Here is a 22276-nt window from a genome sequence, read left to right as displayed (position 1 = left end):
GGCGTCCCCGTCCATGACTAGACGTTCGTCGTCGATTTCGCCGCCCGCTCGTCGTCCTTGGTCGCCACGATCCCCTTGAGGGCCACGTGGGTGATGAAGCGATCGACCCAGGCGTCGAACTCGGCCATGTGGTCGGTCTCGGCCATCATGTCGTCGGCCTGGTCGTCGGCATAGGCCTTGCCCTCGCCGAACACACCGGCGGTCCACAGGCCATCGGGGACCTCGACCCCGCTGTAGCGGCACTGCCAGACCAGGCCCTGATAGGCCAGGCGCTCGTCCTGGTACGGCTCCTGGCCCGGATCGAACCAGTCCTTGCGCTTGACCAGCCGGGGGCGGCCGTCCTCGCCCATTTCGTTGGCCCCGCCGTCGCAATAGGTGAAGAACGCCGCGGTGCGACCCTCCAGGTGGTTCCGGGTCAGCCGCCGCCATTGCGGCGAGCGCTCCAGGGCCTGGGCCTTCAGCGTGTCCTTCTTGTCGATCAGGTCGGGACGCGGATTGCCGCCGGCCGCGCAGACCAGGCGGTCGAACATCAGCTTGAAGTTGCTGGACGGGCCATACCAGTTGGTCGGGCCGATGAAGGCCCAGGCGTCGGCCCGGGCCAGGCGGCCGTAAAGGTCCAGGTCCCACATCAGGTCGGGCTGGGTCGCGCTGCGCGGGCCGTAACAGTTGCAGGGCCAGACGCAGAGCGCCATCGAGGAGCTGACGCAGGCGTTGCAGGCCTGGATCTTGGGCTTGCCGTGCTGGTTGCCCAGGTCCTCCGTGTCGATTTGCCACGCGGCCGGCAGCCGGGCCGCCATCCGCGTCATCAGGGCGCGCGCCTTGGAATCCAGGCCCGGACAGCTGTTGTGCCGGCGCTGCGAGCCGGCGATCACCAGCACCCGCAGGGCGCGATCCTCGCTGGGTCGGGGGGAAACGATCGTGGCGTCTTCGGGCGCTTCTTGCAGGCTGGCCATGGCGGTGGAACGCCTCAACGTCTAAAACGTCGCCACAGAGGCTTCAGCGTCACAATGTTCTGTCGTCATCGCCTTGACGAAACGGCAAAAAAACGCTCAAACGCCCGGCCTTTGTCGCTCCGCTGTTGCGCGGGGCGGCCATATTGACCAGTCCTGGAGAAAAAACATGCGCGTCTATTATGATCGCGACGCCGACCTCGCTCGCATCCTGGACAAGAAGATCGCGATCGTAGGCTATGGTTCGCAAGGTCACGCGCATGCCCTCAACCTTCGGGACTCCGGCGCGACCAACGTCGCCGTCGCCCTGCGCGCCGGTTCGCCGACCGCCAAGAAGGCCGAGGGCGAAGGCCTGAAGGTCATGACCGTGGCCGAGGCCGCCGCTTGGGCCGACCTGCTGATGATCCTGGCGCCAGACGAGCACCAGGCCGCGATCTACAAGAACGACATCGCCCCGAACATCCGCGACGGCGCGGCCCTGCTGTTCGCCCACGGCCTGAACGTCCACTTCGGCCTGATCGAGCCCAAGGACACCATCGACGTGCTGATGGTCGCCCCCAAGGGCCCCGGCCACACCGTGCGCGGCGAGTACCAGAAGGGCGGCGGCGTGCCCTGCCTGATCGCGGTGCACCACAACGCCACCGGCAACGCGCTGGACCTGGGCCTGGCCTATGCCAGCGCCATCGGCGGCGGCCGCTCGGGCATCATCGAGACCAACTTCCGCGAAGAATGCGAGACCGACCTGTTCGGCGAGCAGGCCGTCCTCTGCGGCGGCACGGTCGAGCTGGTCCGCGCCGGCTTCGAAGTGCTGGTGGAAGCCGGCTACGCGCCGGAAATGGCCTATTTCGAATGCCTGCACGAGCTGAAGCTGATCGTCGACCTGATGTATGAAGGCGGCATCGCCAACATGAACTACTCGATCAGCAACACGGCCGAGTACGGCGAGTACGTCACCGGCCCGCGCATCATTACGCCGGAAACCAAGGCCGAGATGAAGCGCGTGCTGGAAGACATCCAGTCGGGCAAGTTCGTCCGCGACTTCATGCTGGAAAACCAGGTCGGCCAGCCCAGCTTCAAGGCGACCCGCCGCCGCTCGGCCGAGCACCAGATCGAGGAAGTCGGCGGCCGCCTGCGCGCCATGATGCCCTGGATCGCCAAGAACAAGCTGGTGGACGTGGCCAAGAACTAGGCTTTTCGCTTCATCGCTGAACCGACGAACGGCGGGCTCGCAAGGGCCCGCCGTTTTTCGTTTGGCGTCGCTCGTACTCAATTGACGGTTGTTGCAATCTTGGGTCACATAAGCGGGCGTGATTTCGCGCGTTCGCCTGGAGGTTGTATGTCTCGCTCCAAGTTGTCTCGCTTGTTGGCCGCCGTCGCGGCGTTGTTGGCCACGGCTGTCGTCTACACGCCCGCCGCCCAAGCCCTTCCGCCGCCCTGCACCCAGTATGCCTGGTCGCAGTGTGACCCGCTCTACAGCCGCGGCACGCCAGAATGGCAGGCCTGTTTCGCGCAGGAAAAGGCGCTTTGCCTGGCCGAATGGCCCAACCCCTATCCGGTGGAGCCGCCGACGCCGCCGTTCCCGTGGCCGACTTCCAACGAGAACTGACGCGAACCGCTCCGGCGGAGGTCTTCGCCGGGGCGTTTCACCCCAGCACGAACACCGGCCCCCAGGCCACCTGATACTTCCGCGCGCCGGTCGACAGGTGCGGGCGCAGCTGCCAAGCCCCCGGCGGCAGGGTCCGGGCGCCGGGGGCCTCGACATAGGTTTCGACCAGGGCCTCGGCGCCGGGTTCGGACACCGAGAACTGGTCGATGCGCGGCGTGGCGTTGGCCAGGACCGAGGCGATGGCCGCGACCGAGGCCACGCGCAGCGGGGCGGGCGCGGCCAGGCGGGCGGAGACCTCGGCATAGGCCCCGACCGCGATCACCTCGCGACCCCGCCGCAGCACCCCGTAGCCGACATGGGTGAAGCCCGGCGACAGCAGGTTGGCGCGGTGGCCGGCGCTGCCCTTCCACTGCCCCATGATCTGGTCGGGCCGCACCGCGCCGTCGGCGTTCAGGCGTTCGGCGATGTTCTCGGCCGGGGCGCCGACCAGGTCGCGGGCCAGCAGCCCCACCCGGGCGGCGGGGCCGAAGCCCTCGCGGGTCATGTGGTCGAAGACGCCGGTGCGGGCGATGTCGGCGGCGTGGGCGCGGGCCGCCAGGGTCAGGCCGGGATCCGGCGTCAGTCCGGAGAGGCCCTGGCCGCGCCGGAAGATGTCGCCCAGGTCGCGCAGGTCGGTCTCGAAATCGGGATCGAAGTCGCCTCGGCTGTCGGCCAGTTGCCGGCGCAGGCGGCGGTCGTAGGCCAGCCACGGATCGCTCATGGCGGCCCCCGCTGGGCTAGGGGCGAGGCCCGGCGCGGTCAGGATGGCGGCGGTCGCGGCGACCAGAGTCCTTCGATCTAAAGCGTTCATGATCCTCAAGGCGGTTGACAGCGTCCCGTTTCGGCAAGCTCTAAGGGGCTATGAGACCCGTACGTTCCATTTGGCTGGCCGGCCCCGAGCCCTGGCTTCCCGACGCGCAGGCGCAAGGCGCGCGCCAGCGCGCCCTGTGCGCCGACAACGGCTTCACCGGCCTGACCGCGCCCGCCATCGTCGAGACCCAGGCCGACAATGTCGAGGTCCAGGCCCGCGAACTCTACGCCGAGAGGATGGCCAAGCTGCGGCAGGCCGACGCCGGGATCATTAACCTGACCCCGTTCCGCGGGCCCTCCTGCGCCAGCGCCGCGGCGTTCGAGGCCGGGGTGCTGGCCGGGCTGGGGCGGCCGATCATGGCCTATGTCAATATCGCCGACGAGAGCGAGGCCGAATATGTCGACCGCGTCGAGGTGCATGTCGGCGCCCAGCGCGACGAGCACGGGGTCTGGCGCGACGGCGACGGCTGCGTGGTCGAGGACTTCGGCCTGCCCGAGACCCTGATGCTGTGGGCCGAGGCCCGGCGGCTGTTCGTGATCATCACCGACAATCCGCTGCACGACCTGACCGGGCTGGAGATGTGCCTGGAGGCGTTGGCGCTGTACGCGGAGTAGGGGGCTGTTTCGATCTTCCCCCTGTGGGGGAGGCGATCGCGTAGCGATCGGTGGGGGGAGTTTTGGGATCCTCGATCCAAGTTTCGGCTATCGGCGGACCAATCCCCCTCCGTCGGCTTCGCCGACACCTCCCCCACGGGGGGAGGACCTTGTCCATCACCACCCCAGCGCCGCGTCCCCCCGCAGGATCGCCTCGGCCGCCGCCGAATGCCCCACGCCCTCCCGCTCGTGCAGCACCAGCGGCGGCAGCAGCACCAGCGGGGCCTTGCCGGTCTTGATCGCCCGGACGATCACCCGCTTGGCCGGGGCGTCGGCGAAGGGCGCGATCGGGCGGATCCTGAACGAGCCGGCCTTGGGGGCCAGCAGGGCCAGGAGGTCGGCCAGCCGGTCGGCGCGGTGGATCAGGGTGATCGTCCCGCCCTCGCGCACGGCCTTCAGGCAAAAGCCGGTCCAGGCCGCCAGGCCGCCGTCGGCCATCCAGGCGCCGGACTTCTCCGGGGCGGGCGCGCGCAGGGCGGCGAGGTCGTCGAAGAACGGCGGATTGCTGATCGCCGCGTCGAACACCGGCAGGTCCAGGGCCCGGAAACCGCGCGCGACGTCGCCGCCGACGATCTCGACGCGGTCCTCAAGGCCGTTGAGGACGACATTGCCGCGCGCCAGGTCGGCGGCGGCCGGATCGCGCTCCAGTCCGACGAATCGGGCGTCCGGCCGCCGGACGGCCGCCGCAAGCAGCGCCCCGCCGACCCCGCAGCCGGCCTCGATCACCCGCTCGCCCGGTCCCGCGTCGCAGGCCGCCGCCAACAGGGCCGCGTCCATGCCCGCCCGGTAGCCGGCCACGGGTTGCCGCAGCCGCACGCGGCCGTTGAGGACGGCGTCTTCGGTGACGCTTGGCGGGCTTCCGGCCGCGGGTATCTCGTTCGGCAACGTTTCAAGCCTTGTGCTCGCCTTGACCCTGACCTATCCCGCCACCATTGTCGCTCGCAACGGCTGATCAAGCCCAAGGGACGCGAGGCGTACGCCGACCGCCGGCGGGCGTCAGCAGGGAGAGTATGGTTTTGGACGCAGCTGCAGCGACCCTCGCCCGGGAGCCGGGATCGGTGGATCGTCTCGTGCGGCTGGCCGCCGCCGACATGGCCGGGGTCGACGCCCTGATCACCGCGCGCATGCAGAGCGAGGTTCCGGTCATCCCCGCCCTGGCCGAGCACCTGATCGCCGCCGGCGGCAAGCGCCTGCGTCCGCTGCTGACCGTGGCCGCCGCGCGCCTGGCCGGGTCGGACAACGACACCTGCCTGAAGCTGGCCGCCGCCGTCGAGTTCATCCACACCGCCACCCTGCTGCACGACGACGTGGTCGACGGCAGCCAGCTGCGGCGCGGCAAGGTCGCGGCCCACCTGATCTGGGGCGCGGCCCAGAGCGTCCTGGTCGGCGACTTCCTGTTCGCCCGGGCCTTCGAACTGATGGTCGAGACGAACTCGATGAAGGCGCTGGAGATCCTGGCCAAGGCCAGCCGCGTGATCGCCGAGGGCGAGGTGCTGCAGCTCACCCGCAGCCACGACCTGAACCTGTCGCAGGCGCTGTACCTGGAGATCATCGCCGCCAAGACCGCCGAGCTGTTCGCCGCGGCGTCGGAAGCCGGCGGCGTCTCGGCCGGGGTGACGGCGGCCCAGTCGGACGCTCTGCGCGCCTACGGCATGAACCTGGGCCTGGCCTTCCAGCTGGCCGACGACGCCCTGGACTATGGCGGCACCACCGAAGCCCTGGGCAAGAACGCCGGCGACGACTTCCGTGAAGGCAAGGCCACCCTGCCGCTGCTGCTGGCCATCGCCCGCTCGGGTCCGCGCGAGGCCGAGTTCTGGGAACGGGCCATCGGCCGTCGCGAGCAGACCGAGGCCGACTTCCGCCGGGCCCGCGAACTGATCGTCGGCACCGGGTCGCTGGAGGCCACGCTCGACCTGGCCGCCAACTACGCCGACAAGGCCAAGGCCGCCCTGAAGGGCTTCCCGGCCAACGACTGGCGCTCCAGCCTCGAGAGCCTGGCCGACTTCGCGGTCAGCCGGCGGGCCTGAGGTGGCGAGGGCGGGGCGGCGGGCCTCCTCCGAAACACCCCGCGACGAACCGCACGGCCACGACCACGCGCACCGCGCCGGCGAGGCGGCCGGCAGGGTGATCGGCGGCGGCCTGGGCGTGGTGATCGGTTTTTGCGTCCTGTTGCTGATGTTCGGCCCGGTGCTGTGGGCGCCGCTGTGGGCGGCCGTTTCCACAGCGATGCAGGTCAAGGCGCTGGCGCACAATGGCTGGCTGACCGCCGGCGCGGCGATCGCCGCCGGCCTGGCGGTGGCGTTCCTCCAGGTCCTGCTGCTGGTCCAGAAGAGCCCGCTGCTGCGCTATCCGGCCGTGCTGCTGTTCTCGCTGGCCTGGGTGGGCGGGCTGTGGCTGGAGCTGACCGCCCCGCCGCACGACTGGCTGGCTCCGCCGCCCTGGCATGTGCCCGGCCCCTGGGCGATGGCGGTCGTCGGCGCCGGCACGGTGATCTATGCGGGGCTCTACCTGCTGATCCTCACCCGCTTCGGCAAGGGGCGGTGGGCCAAGCGGTGGCAGCTGATCAAGTAGGCGGTTGCGCCTTGCGTCCTTCGAGGCCCGCTGCGCGGGCGCCTCAGGATGAGGAGCTTTGTTGCTACTGAATTCCTCATCCTGAGGTGCGAGGCGAAGCCAAGCCTCGAAGGACGCAAGGCGTCAGCCCTACGCCTTCAGGCACAGGTCCAGGTGCGTGCCGTTGTCGTCCTCGACGTGGCGCGTCCAGGCCGCGTCGATCCGGGAGATCACCTCGGCGGCGTCGGCGCCCTTGACCGCCTCGCGCTTCTTCTTGCGGTGCAGGATCTCGACGTCATAGCCCAGGTCCAGGAAAAAGCTCAGCAGGGCCGAGCCCTCGGCGCGCGACGTCTCGGCCTGGAAGCGCGGCGAATATTCAAGGAAGGTGATCGGCTTCTGCTCGGCCATGAAGGCCTTGGCGCCCATGAAGGCGCGATATTCCATGCCCTCGATGTCGATCTTCATCACGTCGACCCGGCCCAGCTCGCCGCGCAGCAGGTCGATCGGCACGACGGGGGCGAAGTCGTAGTCGCTCAGGTCGTCCGGCGCGGCCTGGCCCGCCGGTTCCAGCTGGTGGTTGTTGTGCATGGTCTGGCGGCGCAGGAAGGCGGTCTCCAGGGTGTCGGACACGCCCACCAGGATCAGGCGGATGTTGTCGATGGCGTTGGCCTTGGCGCTCTCCAGGATCACCCGGCCATTGCCAGGGCTCATCTCGATGGCGATCACCCGGCCCTCAGGACCGACCTTCCGCGCGGCCGGCAGGGCGAAGGCGCCCCAGCTGGCCCCGACGTCCAGCACGGTCATGCCGGGCTTCAGGGTCTGCAGGAAGTAGTCCAGCACCCAGGGCTCGTAGTCCTTGCCATCCAGCAGCTGTTTGGTGATCACCCAGTGGTCGGGCATGCGGAACGTGCAGCCGCGGAACTTGACTGAAGCGGGGACCGGGGCCGCGCCGACGGGCAGCGAGATCGCCTGGTGCTTCTTCTTCTTCCGGAACAGACCCATCGCGCCCTCGTCACGGCCCGCCGCCTGGAATCGGAGGCGAGCCTTTTGTTTCTCGAGCGTCACATAGCGATAGCTTGTGGCAAGGTCACGTCCGAGCGGCGCGAAAGGCGAAGCTCGACATCGGTCGCGATTCGTCGCACGCCTGGAACATCCTTCGGAGACAGTCATGATCCGCCTGCTGCTCAACATCCTGTGGTTCATCTTCGGCGGCTTCATCTCGGGCTGCCTGTGGCTGCTGGGCGGGGCGCTGCTGGCCATCACCATCGTGGGCCTGCCCTATGCGGGCGCGGCCTGGCGCATCGCCGGCTTCGCCTTCTGGCCCTTCGGCAAGGAGATTGTCCCGCGCGACCTGGTGACCGGCCGCGAGGACCTGGGCACCGGCCCGCTGGGCTGCGTGCTCAACGTGATCTGGTTCGTCCTGGGCGGCTGGTACATCGCCCTGGCCCATCTGATCGCCGCCGTCGTCGAGGCTGTGACGATCATCGGTATCCCGTTCGCGATCAAGGACCTGCAGCTGGCCGTCGTCGCCCTGGCCCCGATCGGTCGGACCGTGGTGGACCGGCGCTAGAAACCGGTGAACAGGCGCTCGACGGCGCGGCGGATGTCGTCCTCGTAGGCGAGAAGCGAGCCGCGCGAGCGGCCCAGCCGCAAACGTTCAACGTTGGTCAGGAACGCCGTGTTCACGACCAAGCGTTCATCCGCGAAGTTCACCTCGACCAGGATCTTGCCGCCTTGCACCGATTGATCGAGCCGCATCATGGGCGCGATGACCAGCGTCGGCAGAGCCTCGAATAAGTGGGATTGCAGAACGACGACATAGGGGACCTTGGCGCGCGTGGTCGCGCTCGGATTGTCGAAGACGTCGTATTGACGGATCACCACGTCCGCAGATCGTCCCCGAAGGCGCCGTGTTCCTCGACGAACCGGTGGAGCGCCTTGATCGCCTCGGCGTTCTCTTCCGCCCACCGTCGCGCGCGTTCCTCGGCGCCGGCGGGGTCCACTTTCTGGAGGTGCAGCCGCAGCTGGGTCTCGCTCATGCCGGCGACGGAAATCCCCAGCCGCTTGGCCTGCGCCAGCAGTTCCGGATCGATGCCGATGTCCAGTTCGACCTTGCCCATGCGTAGAGGCTAGCACGGCGGCCGCGAACCGTCAGGCCTCGTCGTCCGGCGCCAGCAGGATGTCCAGGAAGGTCTGGCGGCGGTTGAGGAAGTTGCGGGTCACCTGGAAGTGCTCGGTGTCTTCGTACTCAACGCGTTCGAGGCCGCGCTCGGAGGCCTGATAGATCCAGGCGTCGGGATAGCCCAGCAGGATCGGCGAGTGCGTGGCGATGATGAACTGCGAGCGGGCCAGGACCAACTCGTGCAGCCGCGCCAGGAACGACAGCTGCCGCTGCGGCGACAGCGCCGCCTCGGGTTCGTCGAGGATGTAGAGGCCGTCGCCGCGGAAGCGATTGTCGAACAGGGCGAAGAAGGCCTCGCCGTGCGACTGTTCGTGCAGGGGCGTGCGGCCATAGCCGCTGACGCCGACCGCCTCGATATAGCTGGCGACGTTGAAGAAGCTTTCGGCGCGCAGGAAATAGCCGTCGATGGGGCGCAGCGCGCCTCGGACCCGCCGGATGTACTGGCTGAGGGACGAATGCGACGCGCGGGTCGAGAAATTGACGTTGGTCGATCCGCCCTCCGCGTTGAAGCCCCAGGCCATGGCCAGGGCCTCGATCAGGGTGGACTTGCCCGAGCCGTTCTCGCCGACCAGGAAGGTGACGCGCGGGTGGAAGGCCAGGACGTCGAGATCGCGCACGACCGGCAGGTTGAACGGATAGACCCCCGCGTCCCAGCCCTCGCGCCGCTCGACCCGGGCCTCGATCCAGTAGGGGTGGTCGAGGGCGGTCATGGGCTGATCTCCGTGGGCGGCTGAAATCCGGAACGTCCAACGCTTGACGCCGGCCGCTTGAAATTGGCCACTATCGTCACCGTTGCGCTAGCCTGGCGCCACAGATCGAAACCGGGATGTCATGCCTCGCCTGCCCAACGCGGAGCTGGCCATTGTCGATGATGGCAAGCTTACCGAATACATCTTGAATCCAGATCACAAGGAGGGCTGGCCCAAGGGGCGTTTCCTGATTCTGCACGGCTTCGACCGCGCCGATCCGGCGGCCCTTCGCGAAGCGCTGCTGCGACATGGTCGAGACAACGATGTGGCCGACAGCGAGGTGACAGCCTTCGGCGTAAAGCATCGCGTGGATGGCCCCTTGCCGACTCCCACCGGGCGCGTGGTCTGGGTGCGAACGGTCTGGCAGGTTGACGCGGGACAAACAGGGCCCAGATTTGTTACCCTCAAGCCGATCGGAGCCAGGCCATGATCGCCCAACACGCCTATGCGGTGCTGACGCGGGACATTCCGGAGCATGGACTCCTGGCGGGCGATGTCGGGGTGGTCATCCACATCCATCGCAAACCGGGCGCGGACACGCCGGACGGCTACATGCTGGAGATGTTCAGTTTGGACGGCGTCTCTCTGGACGAAGTGTCGGTAACGGCCGACGCTGTCCGGCCGGCGCTGGAGACGGACCGGCTGCATGCGCGGACCGTGGCGGCGGAATAGGGCTGGATAACGCGACGTTGGAATGCGCGTACAGGAAGGGCGACCGCTGAGCGGTCGCCCTTCAGCGCTCAGCCCGGCGAGATCATGTTCTCGGGCCGGACATACTGGTCGAACTCTTCGTTGGTCAGATAGCCGCCGCCGACGGCCTCCTCGCGCAGGGTGGTGCCGTTCTTGTGGGCGGTCTTGGCGATCTTGGCGCAGAGGTCGTAGCCCAGCTTGCCGTTCAGGGCCGTTACCAGCATCAGGCTGTTCTCGACGCCCTTGTTGATGTTGTCGACGCGCGGCTCGATGCCGACCACGCAGTTGTCGGTGAAGCTGATCGCCGCGTCGGCGACCAGGCGCACCGACTGCAGGAAGTTGTAGGCCATCACCGGGTTGAAGACGTTCAGCTCGAAATGGCCCTGGCTGCCGGCGAAGGTGACGGCGGCGTGGTTGCCGAACACCTGGACGCAGACCTGGGTGAGGGCCTCGCACTGGGTCGGGTTGACCTTGCCCGGCATGATCGACGAGCCCGGCTCGTTCTCCGGCAGCGACAGTTCGCCCAGGCCGGCGCGCGGGCCGGAGCCCAGGAAGCGGATGTCGTTGGCGATCTTGAACAGGCTGGCGGCGACGGTGTTGATCGCCCCGTGGCTGAAGACCATGGCGTCGTGGGCGGCCAGGGCCTCGAACTTGTTGGGGGCGGTGGTGAAGGGCAGGCCGGTGATGGCGGCGATCTGCTCGGCCACCTTCTCGGCGAAGCCGATGGGGGCGTTGAGGCCCGTGCCGACCGCGGTGCCGCCCTGGGCCAACTGCATCAGCTTGGGCAGGGTCTGCTCGATGCGCTCGACGCCGTTGGCGATCTGCTGGGCGTAGCCACCGAACTCCTGGCCCAGGGTCAGGGGAGTGGCGTCCTGGGTGTGGGTGCGGCCGATCTTGATGATCTTGGCCCAGGCGTCGGACTTGGCTTTCAGGGCCGTGTGCAGGTGCTTCAGGGCCGGCAGCAGGTCATGGACGATCTGCTCGGCGCAGGCCACGTGCATCGCCGTCGGATAGGTGTCGTTCGACGACTGGCTCATATTGACGTGGTCGTTGGGGTGGACGGGCTTCTTGCTGCCCATCTCGCCGCCCAGCATTTCGATGGCGCGGTTGGAGATCACCTCGTTGGCGTTCATGTTCGACTGGGTGCCCGAGCCGGTCTGCCAGACCACCAGCGGGAAGTGTTCGTTCAGCTTGCCTTCGATGACTTCGTTGGCGGCCGCCACGATGGTTTCGGCGATCTTCGGGTCCAGCTTGCCCAAGGCCAGGTTGGCCTCGGCGGCGGCGCGCTTGACGATCCCCAGGGCGCGGACGACGGGAAGCGGTTGCTTCTCCCAGCCGATCTTGAAGTTGCCGAGCGAACGCTGGGCCTGGGCGCCCCAGTACTTGTCGTTCTCGACGGCGATCGGGCCGAAGGTGTCGGTCTCGTTGCGCGTGGCGGTCATGCGGCGGGTCTCCCGGAAAAACGGTCGAGCGGGGGTCTAGACCCAAGGCGGGCGAAGGGCAACGCTCGCGGCTTGCGAACCACCCCGGCGATGATTACGACGGGAACAATCACGGAACGGAGCCCACCCATGAGCCCCCACATCGCCCTGCTGCGGGCCGTCAATGTCGGCGGCCGCAAGGTGCTGAAGGACGACCTGCTGGGCCTGGCCAAGGACCTGGGCTTCGACGACGCCAAGACCCTGCTGGCCAGCGGCAACCTGGTGCTGTGGGGCAAGGCCGAGGCTGACGCCCATCTGGAAAAGCGGCTGGAGGACGGCCTGGAAAAGCGCATGGGCCTGCGCACCGAGTTCTTCGTCCGCACCCCCGCCGAGCTGAAGGCGATCATCGACGCCAATCCCTATCCCGACGAAGCCAGGAGCCATCCCAACCACCTGCTGGTGCACTTCATGAAGGCGCCGCTGCCGGACGGCGACGAGGCGACGCTGCGCGCGGCGATCACCGGTCCCGAGACCTTCAAGGTCGGAACGCGCGAACTCTATATCGACTACCCCGACGACGTCGGCCATTCGATGCTCGACCGCGACTGGAAGAAGACCAAGCGCGCGCCGCTGGGCACGGCCCGCAATTGGAACACGGTGCTGAAGCTGGCGGCGATGGTGGGGCTCTGACTCCGCGACGGGATTTCGCGACATCCAGCCGTTTCACCGCTTTCGCGCCGCCGCTGTCGTAGGGAGCCATCTGGACAATCGGCGCTCCGGGATGTGACGTCGAAATGGAGATTTGACAGCGCTGTCTTTCGTGGCAGGGTCTCGCCGGCAAAAAAGGGGAGGCGGGCCATGGATTCGGCGAAGGCTGATGGCGGACGGATCGTCGCGCTCGATGTTCTGAGAGGATTGGCCGTCGCGGGCATGATCCTGGTGACCAGCCCGGGGTCGTGGGACCGGGCCTATGCGCCTCTGAAGCACGCGGCCTGGCGGGGGTGGACGCCCGCCGACCTGGTGTTTCCGACCTTCCTGTTCTGCGTCGGCATGGCGATCGGCCTGTCCGTCCCGCGCCTGCGGGCCGGGGAGGCGACGTCCGCCGCCCTGTGGCTCAAGGTCGCCCGGCGCACGGCGCTGCTGATCCTGCTGGGCCTGGCGCTCAACGCCCTGCCGAGCTTCGACCTGGCGCACCTGCGCATTCCGGGCGTCCTGCAGCGGATCGGCCTCTGCTACGCCCTGGCCAGCGCGATCTGCATCCTGCCCGCCAAGGCCGAGGCTGGCGGCGCCCTGCGCCTGAACCTCGGCGCTGTCGTCCTGGCCGTCGTGGTCCTTCTGGTCGGTTACTGGGCGCTGCTGACCTTCACGCCCGTGCCGGGGTTCGGGGCCGATCGCTGGGACTCGCAAGGCGCGCTGCCGGCCTTCATCGACCGGGCGGTCTTCACGATCCCTCATCTCTGGCCCTACGGCACGACCGAGGGCGTGGGGGTGACCTATGATCCGGAAGGCCTGCTCTCGACGCTTCCGGCCACGGTCAATGTGTTGCTGGGGGCCGTGGCGGCCGCGTTCCTGGCCCGGGCCAGCGACCGACCCGAGGGGCGCGTCTTGGCCGCGCTGTTCGCCCTCGGCGCGGCCTTGATCGTCGTCGGCCTGGCGCTGGACCCGATCGTGCCGGTCAACAAGCGCATCTGGACGCCCAGCTTCGCGCTGTTCAGCAGCGGCGCCTCCCTGGTCGCCCTGATCGGGCTGCACCTGGTTCTGAGGGCCCGGGCGGCGCAGCTGGCGGCCTGGCCGCTGAAGGTGCTGGGCGGCAACGCCATCCTGGCCTTCGTGGTGTCGCAGGTCCTGGGCGCCTGCGCCGGCCTGACCGTCCAGCATCGCACCGGGGTTCCGGACCTGACGCCGCAGGGCTTCGGCTTCGAGACGGCCCAGCGCCTGACCGCCGACCCCTATCTGGCCTCGTTCCTCTGCGCCCTGGCGATCCTGGCCTTGATCACCGCCGCGATCGCGCCCCTGGACCGGCGCGGGATCCATCTGCGGCTCTAGCGGCCTATCGACATTCGGGCCCGTCCCCCAACGCATCGTCATTCCCGCCCTTGTGGCGGGAACCCCTCTGTCCGCCGCAAAGGCGGAGGTGTGGCGCGCCAGCGCGCCAAGGCGCTTCACCGTCGGCTGAACCAGGGGTTCCCGCCACAAGGGCGGGAATGACGGTTCAGAAGGGGTGGATGGCAGGTTGATCCCCGAAGCGCTGAATGCCGATGCGCTCTAGCCATGGTCGAGCCGCGAGCGCTCGGCTATAGGAGCGCAATCTCTTCCGGAGAAACCCGATGCTCGTCGCCACCACCAATGACCTGCCCGGCTACCGCGTCGTCGCCCATCTGGGCCTGGTGCGCGGGGTCACCGTCCGCTCGCGCAGCGTGATCGGCAATATCGGCGGCTCGATCCAGTCGATCTTCGGCGGCAAGCTGTCGATCTATGTCAACCTGGCCGAGGCGGCGCGCCAGGAGGCCTACGATCTGCTGGTGGCCCACGCCGCCGAACTGGGGGCCAACGCCATCATCGCCGTGCGCTACGACGCCAACGAGATCATGGAAGGCATTACCGAGGTCCTGGCCTACGGCACCGCCGTTAAGGTTGAGCCGATCGCCTAGTGATGCCTCCTTTGGGTGAGAGTGACGGCTGGGTCCACCACGGCAAGGTCCGGGCCCGCGAAGACGGCGGCGAGCTGACCCTGGTGGTCGACGGCCTGACCACCCAGGCCAAGTACTACAAGCCGCTGATCTACGAGTTCTTCCGCAAGGTCTGGCGCGGCTCGCGCCCGGCCTGGGGCGAGTTCTCGGTCGAGATCGGCATGGAGTTCGTCGGCGAGCCGCCGTGGATGGACCTCGACAACCTGGCCAAGGCCCTGCTGGACGCCATCAAGGGCTACGCCTTCCACGACGACGCCCAGGTCGCCCGGCTGCTGGTCGAGCGCCGCCCGGCCGAGCGCGAACGGATCGTCATCGTCGTCCGCAAGCTGGAGACGCGGTTCCTGCGGGCGACGCTGGAGGGCTGAGGGAGCGGCTGGGGACAGGCCCCTGGGCCTGTCCCCGTCTTTGCTCTAGGCGTTCCAGAACTCCAGGAAGCCCCAGGCCGCCAGCAGCAGGGCGAAGCTCAGAAAGATCAGGGTCGTGCAGCTGAAGGCCAGCTTGCGCAGCGAGGTCCAGCTGTCGACCCGCCGGCCGCCGCGCCACACCACCGGCAGCATGGCCAGGGTGGCGATGGTCAGGCCGGTGGCCACGAAGGCGCAGGCCGAGGCGCTGAGCAGCCAGCCGCTGGGCCAGCCGTAGAACACCTTGGCCAGGTCGCCGGCGCCGCGGGCGAACATGCCGACGCCGACCAGGGCGACCAGCCAGAGAATGGCCTGGATGGTCTGCAGCAGGCTGGCGCGGGCCTGGGTCGGGGTCTGGCGCGCCTCGCGGCGGTCGCGGGTGACCGCGCCCACCAGGGTGGCCAGGGCGGCGAGGGCGGCGAGCGCGGCGAAGGTGGTCAGCAGGCCCGGCTGATGCGGGAAGCCGATGCGCTCGAACGCCGCCGCGCCGGCGGGCGAGAAGAACCGCGTCACCTTGCCGTCCTCGCGCTGGAACACCAGCAGGCCCGATCCGCTGGCCGGCGCGAAGGTGTCGGGCTGGTCGGTCGCCGTCCACTGGCTGGACTTGCCGTCGAGGGTCAGGGTCAGGCGGCCGTCCGCCGCGGCGCGCACGGTCGCATCGCCGATCAGGCGGTCGATGAAGCCCTCCAGCCCGCCATAGGCGCGCCGCGTGGTCAGGAACTGGCCTTCGTAGGCCCGGGCCTCGTCCTGGGTGATCCGGCTGGGGGCGGGGATCTCCGGGCGGGGGGCGTAGAAGCGCTCGATGATCGTCGCGGGCAGGCTGGCGGGCAGGTCGGCGCCGGTGTCGGTGTTGACGGCCACGAACACGCCCAGGCCCAGGTCGGGGACCATGACCAGATTGGAGTGGAACCACAGGGTCGCGCCCGCATGGCCGAAGCCGCGATGGCCGCCGGGCAGGGGGATGTCCATGAAGCCGGCGTTCCAGCCCGGCGCGCCCTCGGCCGGACGGTACATCGGGGTGCGGAACATCGCGCTGGTCCGGGGCGAGAACACCGTCCGGCCGTCGATCGTCCCGCCGTTCAGCAGCAGGGTCATGTAACGGGCCATGTCGCCGGCCGTGCTGGAGGCGGCGCCGGCGGGGGCGACGTGGCCGATGAACTCGGGCGCCTCCGTCTGGAAGCCCAGCGACGTCCAGCGGAAGCCGTCCGACAGACCGGCCGCCAGGGCCGGAGCCATCGGGGCGGGCAGGTCGTCCCGCCATGGACGGTTCTCGCGGAAGGTGGTGTGGGTCAGGCCGGCGGGCAGGATCACTTGGTCGGCGACCGTCTTCTCGAACGGCTGGCCCGTGACATTGGCCAGGGCCGCGCCGGCCAGGCCCGCGCCGTAGTTTGAATAGGCCGGCAGCAGGCCCGGCTCGCGCACCCGGTTGGGGCGCTCCTGGCGCAGGTACTGCTCCAGCGAGCGTTCGCGGCGCGGATCGCGTTCGAACAGCTGGCCCAGGGCCCGGTCCTCGAACCCGGCCGTGTGGGTCATCAGGTCGCGCAGCCGCACCGGCGTCTTCTTGCCCTGGTCCTTCAGCTGCAGCTTCTCGGGCAGGTAGATGTTGATCGGCGTGTCCAGGCGCATGCGCCCGGCCTCGACCTCGTTCATCAGGGCGATCCAGGTGAAGGTCTTGGAAATCGAACCCAGGCGGAACAGGGTCGTGTCGGGGTCGACCTTGCGGCGGTCCGTGAGGCTGGCGACGCCGTAGCCCTTCTTCAGCACCACCTGGCCGTTTTGGACGACGGCGATGGTTACGCCGGCGATATGGTCGCGAGCCATGCGGTCGCGCACCACGCCGTCGACATAGGCCTCGAGGTTGGCGGGCGGCAGCGGGGCGGCGGAACTGGCCGCGACCGGCGACGGGGCTGGCGCGGCGGTCTCCGGCGAGGCCGCCGCCGCGACCGCTGCGGGCGCCGCCGCTGGCGCGGCCGTCGCTGTCCTGGCGCGGGTCGGGGTCGCCGTACGGGCGGCGGCCGGCGCGGCCGGGCGTGGGCGCGGCGCGCGGCGGCGCACCGTCGAGGTGTAGGGGATCGGTTTGGAGGGCAGGACGACGGTCGCCGCCGCCGGTCGCCGAGCGGGGGCGTCCTGGGTCTGCGCCACCGTCGCGCCGAACAGGCCGCAGCCGATGATCGCCGCCGAAAGAACGGACCTGAACGAAAGACGCAGCGTCACGAACAAGACCTCGCCGGCTCTAGGAAAACTAAGGGTGGTCCGACTTCTAGGGCACCCTGGCCGGGGATCAAAGGGGCTGTGGCCTTGTCCGGCCGCCTTTCCCGTGGACGCCTGCCCGGTCAGCGCCGCTTGGGCGGCGCGGCGGGTCGGACGGGGGCGCGCGGCGGAAAGGCGTAGAGCGGCAGCAGCGGCCGCAGGCCCGCGCCGATCCACAGCTGCGGCTCCGACGCCGGCTCCGCGCCCGTGTCGCGCTCGCGCCGGGCCACGCAGGCCTGCACCGCCCGCCCCAGGGCCGCGAAATCGTGGGCTGTCGACGCCGACGACAGGAAACAGTCGTCGAAATAGGGGTACTTGTCATCCTCGCTGCAACCGAACGAGGCGCGATCCGGCCGCGCCGCCGTCAGGATCATTCGGTCCTCACGCTGCAGCGGCTTGACGAACACCCCCGAGAAGCAGGCCGAGACCACGATGATGGACGGGCGGGCCGGGCAGGCGTCGTCGACCGCCGCCGCAAGCAGGCTGGGGGGCAGGATGTCCTCGCCCAGCAACGCGCCCTCGGGCGCGCCGTGGCTGGTCAGATAGACCAGGCACCCGCCGGGGTTCTTGGTCGCCAGGTCGCGCAGGTCGGCATGGATGGCCCCCAGATCGGTCTTGCGCGGCCTGGGCGCCGGATAGCGCCTGGGCCGCACCGAGTACTGGCGGACGGCCTCGCGGGAAAAGCCGAAGTCGAGCAGGGCCGCGCCCACGTCGCGGCGAGCGTTGTCGAAGGCCTCGGTCGGCCCCCCGGAATGGGCGTGCCAGTCGCCGGCCACCACGACGGCGGCCCAGTTCGCGAACGAGGGCGCATCGGCCCGGGCGGGCGCGGCGGCGAGCAGGGGCGCAAGCAGCAGACCCAGGACCAGGCGCGCGAACCGCCGCATGGGTCCTGCTACGTCTTGAACTTCGAGAACGGCGTCGGGATCGCCGTGGCGCTGGCCTTGGCCAGCAGCCGGCCCTCGGGGTCGTAGAGCTCGCCTTCCAGGAAGCAGACGGTCTTGCCCCAGCGCACCACCCAGCCGACGCCCTTCAGCGGTCCGGGCATGGCCGGGCGCAGGAAGCTGGTCTTCATTTCCAGCGTCGGGACGACCGAGGTCATGCCCGAGGCGATCATGCCGGCCACCGACATGCACTCGTCCAGCATGGCGCAGACGAAGCCGCCCTGGACCTGGCCCATGGGATTGCCGACCGCCTCGACCGAGGGCTCGAAGGCGATCTCGACCCGGCGCTCGGCCTGGCTGACCGACAGCATGTGGAAGCCCAGCGTGCGGGCGCTGCCCGGCGGGTTCCGGGACGCGTGGAACCGCGCGAGGATCGCCTCGTCCGTCAGGGTCTGCGGCGTTGCGGAGACGACCTCGTTTGGGGCGATGTCGCTCACGCGGCTATTTCTTGCGGAACTGGTCGAGCGAGATGATCTTCGGCGCGTCCTCGCCGCCCTCGGTGGTGGCGACCACCTCGGGTTCCGGTTCGGGCTCGGGCTCCTGGGGCGAGATCTCGGGGGCCTCGAACTGCAGGGCGAACTGCACCGATGGGTCGTAGAACCGGGTCACGGCCGCATAGGGCACGGACAGCCGCTTGGGCTGGCCGCCGAACTTCAGGGTCACCGAGAAGAAGGTCTCGCCCGGCGCCAGGTCCCAGTACTGGTGCTGCAGGATGATGGTCATCTCGTCTGGATACTTGCCCAGCAGGTCCTGGGGCCCCGATACGCCCGCCGCCTGGGTCTTGAAGGTGATGTACAGATGGTGCGGCTCGGGCAGGCCACCGGGCGCGGCGGCCTTCCTCAGCGCGGCCTTCACGACGCCGCGCAGGGCGTCCTGGGCCATCGCCTCGTACTGCATCAGGTCTTCAGGCGGATTGGTCTGGGCCATGCGGTCCATCGTAAAGCGAGAACTGGGATGAAGCGCGCAGAGTAGCGTGTCGCGGGGGCGGCGAGAAGGTGGGAGCGTAGGGGAAAATAGAAGAAAGAGGGCGGCGGTGCTGGCCCCCTCCGTCGCGGCGCTTTGCGCCGCGCCACCTCCCCCGCTTCGCGAGGGAGGAAGTGGAGGGATTCTGTTGGCAGGCTCCCGCATCTCTTCGCAAGGAAGAGGAGGGAGCCTCGGCGATGTCGTGGAAAGTGGAGGGATTCTGTTGGCAGGCTCCCGCATCTCTTCGCAAGGAAGAGGAGGGAGCCTCGGCGATGTCGTGGAAAGTGGAGGGATTCTGTTGGCAGGCTCCCTCCGGGCCCCGCCTAAGGATCTGAACCCCTAGGACTTAAGAGGCGAGATCACCCGCACCGCATTACGCGGCGATGGCGAACTCTTCAGCGAAGTTATCGTTCGCAGTTAGTTTAGCGGCCCGATACGGTGAGCCACGCCGAGAGAAAGCATACACCTTTACACGTCTGTCGATGCTGATCGGCCCCATGCATTCCCGTGATAACTCGGGAGGTCTTGGTGGAGCCGCCGGGAATCGCACCCGGGTCCAGTCCGCTTATTACGTGCGCGTTTATCCCCATAGTCCGGGCGAACCCGAACGGATTCAATATAGGGGCTGGGGCTCGCGGATGGAAGGCCGACGTTGGGGGCGACGGGGAAACTGGGCGGTTTCCGGCGGGCGGGGCGGCGGCTGCAGGCTCAGGCGGCCTTCGGTCAGGCGGCCGACCAGCAGGCCGCCGTTGTCCTCGAACAGGCGCACGTCGTCGCCTTCCATTTCGTAGTGGCCGATGAAGGCGACCTCGCCGTCGTGGCGTTCTTCGAACCGACCGTCCATGCGCAGTTCGAGGGCGACGCCGTCGGCGCTGGCCCACACGCCGGACACGCGGCGAGCGATCTTGGGATAGTATTTCATGGGAACCTCGGGGGCGGGCGGCCACGTCACGACCGGACAGGAGGCATGACGAGACCGACCCCGCCAATGTGACGCATCCGAGCCCTCAGGGGATAGACCGATGCTGCCCCTTGATTGCACGATCCTGCACATCACCTTTGGCAAGCGTGACGGGCCGACCGACGAGGCGTAAGGCAACGTCTATCAACAAAAGGAAATGTCGATGATCGAGCAAGGCGAACTCGCCGCTCTGATTGAACGATACGCGCCCGCGGATGGAACCTATGAGATCTGCGGCGACCGTGCGTCGGTGATCCGGATCAGCCAGCCCAGCGAACCGACCCACGGCGTGTTCGGCGCCGCGGTCTGCGTCGTGGCCCAGGGGCGCAAACAGGTGCTGAGCGGCGGGGCGGTGCTGGTCTATGACGCGTTGAACTATCTGGTGGCCTCGGTCGACCTGCCGGTGATCGGCCAGGTGGTCGACGCCTCGCCCGAGGCGCCCTACCTCTGTTTCCGGATGACCCTGGACCCGGCGGTGATCGGCGACCTGCTGCTGCAGCTGGGTGGCGAGCCGGCCCTGGCCCAGGACGCCGGACCGCTGGTCGGAGCCATGGCGGTCAGCCAGGTCAATCCGCCCCTGCTGGACGCGGTGATGCGGATGGTCCGGCTGATCGACACGCCGCGCGACGCCGCCGTGCTGGCCCCGCTGATCGAGCGCGAGATCCTCTATCGTATGCTGCTGGGCGACCAGGGGCCGCGCCTGGCCCAGATCGCCCGGGCCGACGGCCGCATGCGCCAGGTCAAGCGGGCGATCGGCTGGATCACCCAGCACTTCAACCAGCCGTTCAGCATCGAGGAGCTGGCCGCGGAGGCGCGGATGAGCCCCTCGGCCCTGCATCGCCACTTCAAGGCGGTCACCGCGCTCAGCCCGCTGCAGTACCAGAAGCAGATCCGCCTGCAGGAGGCGCGCAAGCTGATCCTGGCCCAGCGGCTGGACGCGGGATCGGCCGGCCATGCGGTGGGCTATGACAGCCCCTCGCAGTTCAGCCGTGAATATGCCCGGCTGTTTGGCGCGCCGCCCCTGCGCGACGCCGCGCGCCTGAGGAGCCGGCCGGACATGCTGCTGGACACCTGACGCGCCGGGGACCGGTGCTTCGGCCGCCTGGGGCATTTCCCCTATTCCAGGACTCGCCAAATAGAGACAAGCTCGCGACGCTTGTCTTCAAGGTGGAGTGCGGGCGCGGAGAGGGAGATCGGGAAATGTCAAAAATTGTTGCCGAGTTCATCGGCACCTTTGCTCTTGTGTTGTTCGGCTGCGGCGCGGCCGTTCTGGGCGGCGACCATGTCGGACAACTTGGCATAGCCTTGGCGTTCGGCTTCGCGATCATCGCCATGGCCTATGGCATCGGTCCGGTCTCGGGCTGCCACGTCAATCCGGCGGTCAGCCTGGCGGCCTTCGTGGCCGGGCGGATGAGCGCCAAGGAGATGGGGCTGTACTGGATCGCCCAGTTCGTCGGCGCGACGGCCGGGGCGGCGGTGCTGCTGCTGATCGCCGGCGGCACGGCGCATGGCCTGGGCCAGAACGGCTGGGGCACGGGTTACGGCGGCGGCTTCGGGGTCGAGGCGGCCTTCGTCTTCGAGGTGGTGATGACCGCCCTGTTCGTGATCGTCATCCTGGGTTCGACCGGCACCGACGCCGCGCCCGGCTTCGCGGGTCTGGGCATCGGCATCGCCCTGGCGGTGATCCACATCGTCGGCATCCAGGTGACCGGCGTCTCGGTCAATCCGGCCCGCAGCTTCGGTCCGGCGATCTTCGTCGGCGGCCAGGCCTTGGCGCAGCTGTGGCTGTTCTTCGTGGCCCCGGCGATCGGCGCGGTGCTGGGCGCGCTGCTCTACCGTTTCAACGTGTTGAAGGTGGGCTGAGGCGCGCTCCATGGTCCGTTTCGGAGGGGCATCCGAAACGGACCATGGACTCAGTGCGGCAGGTCGGACCAGTTGATCACGACCGAGTTCTTGGACTGGCCGACTAGGGTGAGCTTCTGGCCCCTGTCGTCGCTAAATACGTCGAAGATGTAGCGGGCTCCGGGGCGCTCGACATTCCGCAGCACCTTGCCGGTCGAGTCGAAGGTGACCAGGGCGAACGACGTCCGGTTGTCGGCGTAGCTGAAGACCCAGGTGCTGGCGGAGCCGTAGTAGATGACCGGGCAGGTCTTGCTGGTCGGCGCGCCGTCGACCGGTGCATTGATGCAGGCGGTCTGCAGTCCGGCGGGGATCGACGGCGCTTCCCCCGAAGGGATGAACTTGACCTGAGGCGTGTTCGGCACGGCCTGGGCCTGGGCGGCGGTCGCGCCGAGCGTGGCGGCGACGCCGGCGGCGGCCAGCATGGATTTTAGGGCGACGGTCTTGACCATGGTTTTCCCTCCCGGAGTCATGGTCAAGTTTGATATCGATGTTATCCGGGAATTGCAATTTCGGAGCG

28 protein-coding genes and 1 other RNA gene are annotated in these 22276 nt (G+C 68.7%); 14 read left to right on the top strand and 15 right to left on the bottom strand.

Translation table 11 applies throughout. The annotated features are described in order from the left end of the window. Positions 1-17 precede the first annotated feature (17 nt). On the bottom strand, positions 18-953 hold the full coding sequence (locus ACSQ2G_RS18700) for an NAD(P)H-dependent oxidoreductase (protein WP_436033416.1): 936 nt from the start codon (positions 951-953) through the stop codon (positions 18-20). A gap of 166 nt (positions 954-1119) precedes the next feature. On the opposite strand from ACSQ2G_RS18700, the gene ilvC reads away from it, so the two are divergent. Both ilvC and ACSQ2G_RS18690 read left to right on the top strand, forming a co-directional pair. Continuing rightward, positions 1120-2139, top strand: a complete 1020-nt coding sequence (gene ilvC / locus ACSQ2G_RS18695; protein ID WP_028039886.1) for a ketol-acid reductoisomerase — start codon at positions 1120-1122, stop codon at positions 2137-2139. A 147-nt stretch (positions 2140-2286) separates the two neighbouring features. Continuing rightward, on the top strand, positions 2287-2556 hold the full coding sequence (locus ACSQ2G_RS18690; protein WP_436033414.1) for a hypothetical protein: 270 nt from the start codon (positions 2287-2289) through the stop codon (positions 2554-2556). 37 nt (positions 2557-2593) lie between these two features. Here the strand turns inward: ACSQ2G_RS18690 and ACSQ2G_RS18685 are convergent, their stop codons facing one another. Beyond that, positions 2594-3316, bottom strand: coding sequence for a CAP domain-containing protein (locus ACSQ2G_RS18685; protein ID WP_436033412.1), 723 nt, complete (start codon positions 3314-3316; stop codon positions 2594-2596). 140 nt (positions 3317-3456) lie between these two features. Between ACSQ2G_RS18685 and ACSQ2G_RS18680 the strand changes: the two genes are divergently transcribed. Continuing rightward, positions 3457-4020 carry a nucleoside 2-deoxyribosyltransferase gene (locus ACSQ2G_RS18680; RefSeq protein WP_436033410.1) on the top strand — a complete coding sequence of 188 codons (564 nt, stop codon included), beginning with the start codon at positions 3457-3459 and terminating at the stop codon, positions 4018-4020. Between the two features lie 156 nt (positions 4021-4176). On the opposite strand, the gene ACSQ2G_RS18675 is transcribed toward ACSQ2G_RS18680, so the two are convergent. Beyond that, complete coding sequence (locus ACSQ2G_RS18675; protein ID WP_436033408.1) at positions 4177-4944, bottom strand: tRNA1(Val) (adenine(37)-N6)-methyltransferase; 768 nt, start codon at positions 4942-4944, stop codon at positions 4177-4179. Positions 4945-5075: 131 nt separating this feature from the next. Here ACSQ2G_RS18675 and ACSQ2G_RS18670 point away from each other — a divergent pair, with 131 nt between their 5' ends. Next, positions 5076-6086 carry a polyprenyl synthetase family protein gene (locus ACSQ2G_RS18670; RefSeq protein WP_436033406.1) on the top strand — a complete coding sequence of 337 codons (1011 nt, stop codon included), beginning with the start codon at positions 5076-5078 and terminating at the stop codon, positions 6084-6086. A gap of 1 nt (position 6087) precedes the next feature. Next, positions 6088-6630: a hypothetical protein gene (locus ACSQ2G_RS18665; RefSeq protein WP_436033404.1), complete on the top strand. Its 543-nt coding sequence runs from the start codon at positions 6088-6090 to the stop codon at positions 6628-6630. A gap of 129 nt (positions 6631-6759) precedes the next feature. Here the strand turns inward: ACSQ2G_RS18665 and ACSQ2G_RS18660 are convergent, their stop codons facing one another. Beyond that, on the bottom strand, positions 6760-7611 hold the full coding sequence (locus ACSQ2G_RS18660; protein WP_436033402.1) for an FkbM family methyltransferase: 852 nt from the start codon (positions 7609-7611) through the stop codon (positions 6760-6762). A gap of 166 nt (positions 7612-7777) precedes the next feature. Here ACSQ2G_RS18660 and ACSQ2G_RS18655 point away from each other — a divergent pair, with 166 nt between their 5' ends. Further along, complete coding sequence (locus ACSQ2G_RS18655) at positions 7778-8179, top strand: YccF domain-containing protein (protein ID WP_436033400.1); 402 nt, start codon at positions 7778-7780, stop codon at positions 8177-8179. Here ACSQ2G_RS18655 and ACSQ2G_RS18650 read toward each other — a convergent pair. From ACSQ2G_RS18650 to ACSQ2G_RS18640, 3 genes are read right to left on the bottom strand one after another with little or no spacing between them, the layout of a single operon-like run. Beyond that, entirely contained in the window at positions 8176-8493 is a 318-nt protein-coding gene (locus tag ACSQ2G_RS18650) for a CcdB family protein (RefSeq protein WP_436033399.1), read from the bottom strand. The two genes, ACSQ2G_RS18655 and ACSQ2G_RS18650, sit on opposite strands and share 4 nt — an antisense overlap. Continuing rightward, on the bottom strand, positions 8487-8729 hold the full coding sequence (locus ACSQ2G_RS18645) for a type II toxin-antitoxin system CcdA family antitoxin (RefSeq protein WP_436033398.1): 243 nt from the start codon (positions 8727-8729) through the stop codon (positions 8487-8489). The genes ACSQ2G_RS18650 and ACSQ2G_RS18645 overlap by 7 nt, the downstream gene beginning before the upstream one ends. A gap of 31 nt (positions 8730-8760) precedes the next feature. Beyond that, the gene (locus tag ACSQ2G_RS18640) at positions 8761-9501 is read right to left on the bottom strand and encodes an AAA family ATPase (RefSeq protein WP_436033396.1); all 741 of its coding nucleotides are present in this window, start codon (positions 9499-9501) and stop codon (positions 8761-8763) included. A gap of 121 nt (positions 9502-9622) precedes the next feature. On the opposite strand from ACSQ2G_RS18640, the gene ACSQ2G_RS18635 reads away from it, so the two are divergent. Both ACSQ2G_RS18635 and ACSQ2G_RS18630 read left to right on the top strand, forming a co-directional pair. Beyond that, positions 9623-9970 carry a DUF6883 domain-containing protein gene (locus ACSQ2G_RS18635; protein ID WP_436033394.1) on the top strand — a complete coding sequence of 116 codons (348 nt, stop codon included), beginning with the start codon at positions 9623-9625 and terminating at the stop codon, positions 9968-9970. Beyond that, positions 9967-10212 carry a DUF4926 domain-containing protein gene (locus tag ACSQ2G_RS18630; RefSeq protein ID WP_436033393.1) on the top strand — a complete coding sequence of 82 codons (246 nt, stop codon included), beginning with the start codon at positions 9967-9969 and terminating at the stop codon, positions 10210-10212. Before ACSQ2G_RS18635 ends, ACSQ2G_RS18630 begins: the two co-directional genes overlap by 4 nt. 68 nt (positions 10213-10280) lie before the next feature. Here the strand turns inward: ACSQ2G_RS18630 and fumC are convergent, their stop codons facing one another. After that, complete coding sequence (gene fumC / locus ACSQ2G_RS18625; RefSeq protein ID WP_436033391.1) at positions 10281-11672, bottom strand: class II fumarate hydratase; 1392 nt, start codon at positions 11670-11672, stop codon at positions 10281-10283. A gap of 129 nt (positions 11673-11801) precedes the next feature. Between fumC and ACSQ2G_RS18620 the strand changes: the two genes are divergently transcribed. From ACSQ2G_RS18620 to ACSQ2G_RS18605, 4 genes are all read left to right on the top strand, one after another. Continuing rightward, on the top strand, positions 11802-12341 hold the full coding sequence (locus ACSQ2G_RS18620; protein WP_436033389.1) for a DUF1697 domain-containing protein: 540 nt from the start codon (positions 11802-11804) through the stop codon (positions 12339-12341). A gap of 168 nt (positions 12342-12509) precedes the next feature. After that, the gene (locus ACSQ2G_RS18615; protein ID WP_436033387.1) at positions 12510-13697 is read left to right on the top strand and encodes an acyltransferase family protein; all 1188 of its coding nucleotides are present in this window, start codon (positions 12510-12512) and stop codon (positions 13695-13697) included. Positions 13698-13978: 281 nt separating this feature from the next. Further along, positions 13979-14302, top strand: a complete 324-nt coding sequence (locus tag ACSQ2G_RS18610; protein ID WP_436033385.1) for a YbjQ family protein — start codon at positions 13979-13981, stop codon at positions 14300-14302. 2 nt (positions 14303-14304) lie between these two features. Further along, entirely contained in the window at positions 14305-14706 is a 402-nt protein-coding gene (locus ACSQ2G_RS18605) for a RusA family crossover junction endodeoxyribonuclease (protein ID WP_436033383.1), read from the top strand. Between the two features lie 45 nt (positions 14707-14751). Here ACSQ2G_RS18605 and ACSQ2G_RS18600 read toward each other — a convergent pair whose 3' ends face one another. From ACSQ2G_RS18600 to ACSQ2G_RS18575, 6 genes are all read right to left on the bottom strand, one after another. Further along, a complete protein-coding gene (locus tag ACSQ2G_RS18600) occupies positions 14752-16956 on the bottom strand; it encodes a serine hydrolase domain-containing protein (RefSeq protein WP_436033381.1) in 2205 nt (734 codons plus the stop codon). Positions 16957-17075: 119 nt separating this feature from the next. Then, the gene (locus ACSQ2G_RS18595; protein WP_436033379.1) at positions 17076-17876 is read right to left on the bottom strand and encodes a C13 family peptidase; all 801 of its coding nucleotides are present in this window, start codon (positions 17874-17876) and stop codon (positions 17076-17078) included. 8 nt (positions 17877-17884) lie between these two features. Further along, a complete protein-coding gene (locus ACSQ2G_RS18590; RefSeq protein WP_436033377.1) occupies positions 17885-18370 on the bottom strand; it encodes a PaaI family thioesterase in 486 nt (161 codons plus the stop codon). A gap of 4 nt (positions 18371-18374) precedes the next feature. Further along, positions 18375-18860 (bottom strand): SspB family protein, encoded by a 486-nt coding sequence (locus ACSQ2G_RS18585; RefSeq protein WP_310082780.1) that lies wholly within the window; start codon positions 18858-18860, stop codon positions 18375-18377. 319 nt (positions 18861-19179) lie between these two features. Continuing rightward, positions 19180-19544: a transfer-messenger RNA gene (gene ssrA, locus ACSQ2G_RS18580) on the bottom strand. Then, positions 19510-19818 carry an Atu4866 domain-containing protein gene (locus ACSQ2G_RS18575; RefSeq protein WP_436033375.1) on the bottom strand — a complete coding sequence of 103 codons (309 nt, stop codon included), beginning with the start codon at positions 19816-19818 and terminating at the stop codon, positions 19510-19512. Before ACSQ2G_RS18575 ends, ssrA begins: the two co-directional genes overlap by 35 nt. Positions 19819-20020: 202 nt before the next feature. On the opposite strand from ACSQ2G_RS18575, the gene ACSQ2G_RS18570 reads away from it, so the two are divergent. Together ACSQ2G_RS18570 and ACSQ2G_RS18565 are read left to right on the top strand one after the other, a co-directional pair. Further along, positions 20021-20932 (top strand): AraC family transcriptional regulator N-terminal domain-containing protein, encoded by a 912-nt coding sequence (locus tag ACSQ2G_RS18570; protein WP_436033373.1) that lies wholly within the window; start codon positions 20021-20023, stop codon positions 20930-20932. Between the two features lie 125 nt (positions 20933-21057). Next, on the top strand, positions 21058-21720 hold the full coding sequence (locus tag ACSQ2G_RS18565; RefSeq protein ID WP_436033371.1) for an aquaporin: 663 nt from the start codon (positions 21058-21060) through the stop codon (positions 21718-21720). A gap of 50 nt (positions 21721-21770) precedes the next feature. On the opposite strand, the gene ACSQ2G_RS18560 is transcribed toward ACSQ2G_RS18565, so the two are convergent. Further along, positions 21771-22208 carry a hypothetical protein gene (locus ACSQ2G_RS18560; protein WP_436033369.1) on the bottom strand — a complete coding sequence of 146 codons (438 nt, stop codon included), beginning with the start codon at positions 22206-22208 and terminating at the stop codon, positions 21771-21773. Between the last annotated feature and the right edge of the window lie 68 nt (positions 22209-22276).

The sequence above is a fragment of the Caulobacter sp. LjRoot300 genome (genome assembly GCF_964253875.1).
Classification (GTDB): domain Bacteria; phylum Pseudomonadota; class Alphaproteobacteria; order Caulobacterales; family Caulobacteraceae; genus Caulobacter.
This window is presented reverse-complemented; position numbering and strand designations above follow the sequence as displayed.

Coding starts and splice junctions, on each gene's coding strand:
- ACSQ2G_RS18700 (WP_436033416.1), bottom strand. CDS start 953: ATGGCCAGCCTGCAAGAAGCGCCCGAAGACGCCACGATCGTTTCCCCC.
- ilvC (WP_028039886.1), top strand. CDS start 1,120: ATGCGCGTCTATTATGATCGCGACGCCGACCTCGCTCGCATCCTGGAC.
- ACSQ2G_RS18690 (WP_436033414.1), top strand. CDS start 2,287: ATGTCTCGCTCCAAGTTGTCTCGCTTGTTGGCCGCCGTCGCGGCGTTG.
- ACSQ2G_RS18685 (WP_436033412.1), bottom strand. CDS start 3,316: ATGAGCGATCCGTGGCTGGCCTACGACCGCCGCCTGCGCCGGCAACTG.
- ACSQ2G_RS18680 (WP_436033410.1), top strand. CDS start 3,457: ATGAGACCCGTACGTTCCATTTGGCTGGCCGGCCCCGAGCCCTGGCTT.
- ACSQ2G_RS18660 (WP_436033402.1), bottom strand. CDS start 7,611: ATGGGTCTGTTCCGGAAGAAGAAGAAGCACCAGGCGATCTCGCTGCCC.
- ACSQ2G_RS18655 (WP_436033400.1), top strand. CDS start 7,778: ATGATCCGCCTGCTGCTCAACATCCTGTGGTTCATCTTCGGCGGCTTC.
- ACSQ2G_RS18645 (WP_436033398.1), bottom strand. CDS start 8,729: ATGGGCAAGGTCGAACTGGACATCGGCATCGATCCGGAACTGCTGGCG.
- ACSQ2G_RS18640 (WP_436033396.1), bottom strand. CDS start 9,501: ATGACCGCCCTCGACCACCCCTACTGGATCGAGGCCCGGGTCGAGCGG.
- ACSQ2G_RS18635 (WP_436033394.1), top strand. CDS start 9,623: ATGCCTCGCCTGCCCAACGCGGAGCTGGCCATTGTCGATGATGGCAAG.
- ACSQ2G_RS18630 (WP_436033393.1), top strand. CDS start 9,967: ATGATCGCCCAACACGCCTATGCGGTGCTGACGCGGGACATTCCGGAG.
- fumC (WP_436033391.1), bottom strand. CDS start 11,672: ATGACCGCCACGCGCAACGAGACCGACACCTTCGGCCCGATCGCCGTC.
- ACSQ2G_RS18620 (WP_436033389.1), top strand. CDS start 11,802: ATGAGCCCCCACATCGCCCTGCTGCGGGCCGTCAATGTCGGCGGCCGC.
- ACSQ2G_RS18615 (WP_436033387.1), top strand. CDS start 12,510: ATGGATTCGGCGAAGGCTGATGGCGGACGGATCGTCGCGCTCGATGTT.
- ACSQ2G_RS18610 (WP_436033385.1), top strand. CDS start 13,979: ATGCTCGTCGCCACCACCAATGACCTGCCCGGCTACCGCGTCGTCGCC.
- ACSQ2G_RS18605 (WP_436033383.1), top strand. CDS start 14,305: ATGCCTCCTTTGGGTGAGAGTGACGGCTGGGTCCACCACGGCAAGGTC.
- ACSQ2G_RS18595 (WP_436033379.1), bottom strand. CDS start 17,876: ATGCGGCGGTTCGCGCGCCTGGTCCTGGGTCTGCTGCTTGCGCCCCTG.
- ACSQ2G_RS18585 (WP_310082780.1), bottom strand. CDS start 18,860: ATGGCCCAGACCAATCCGCCTGAAGACCTGATGCAGTACGAGGCGATG.
- ACSQ2G_RS18575 (WP_436033375.1), bottom strand. CDS start 19,818: ATGAAATACTATCCCAAGATCGCTCGCCGCGTGTCCGGCGTGTGGGCC.
- ACSQ2G_RS18570 (WP_436033373.1), top strand. CDS start 20,021: ATGATCGAGCAAGGCGAACTCGCCGCTCTGATTGAACGATACGCGCCC.
- ACSQ2G_RS18565 (WP_436033371.1), top strand. CDS start 21,058: ATGTCAAAAATTGTTGCCGAGTTCATCGGCACCTTTGCTCTTGTGTTG.
- ACSQ2G_RS18560 (WP_436033369.1), bottom strand. CDS start 22,208: ATGGTCAAGACCGTCGCCCTAAAATCCATGCTGGCCGCCGCCGGCGTC.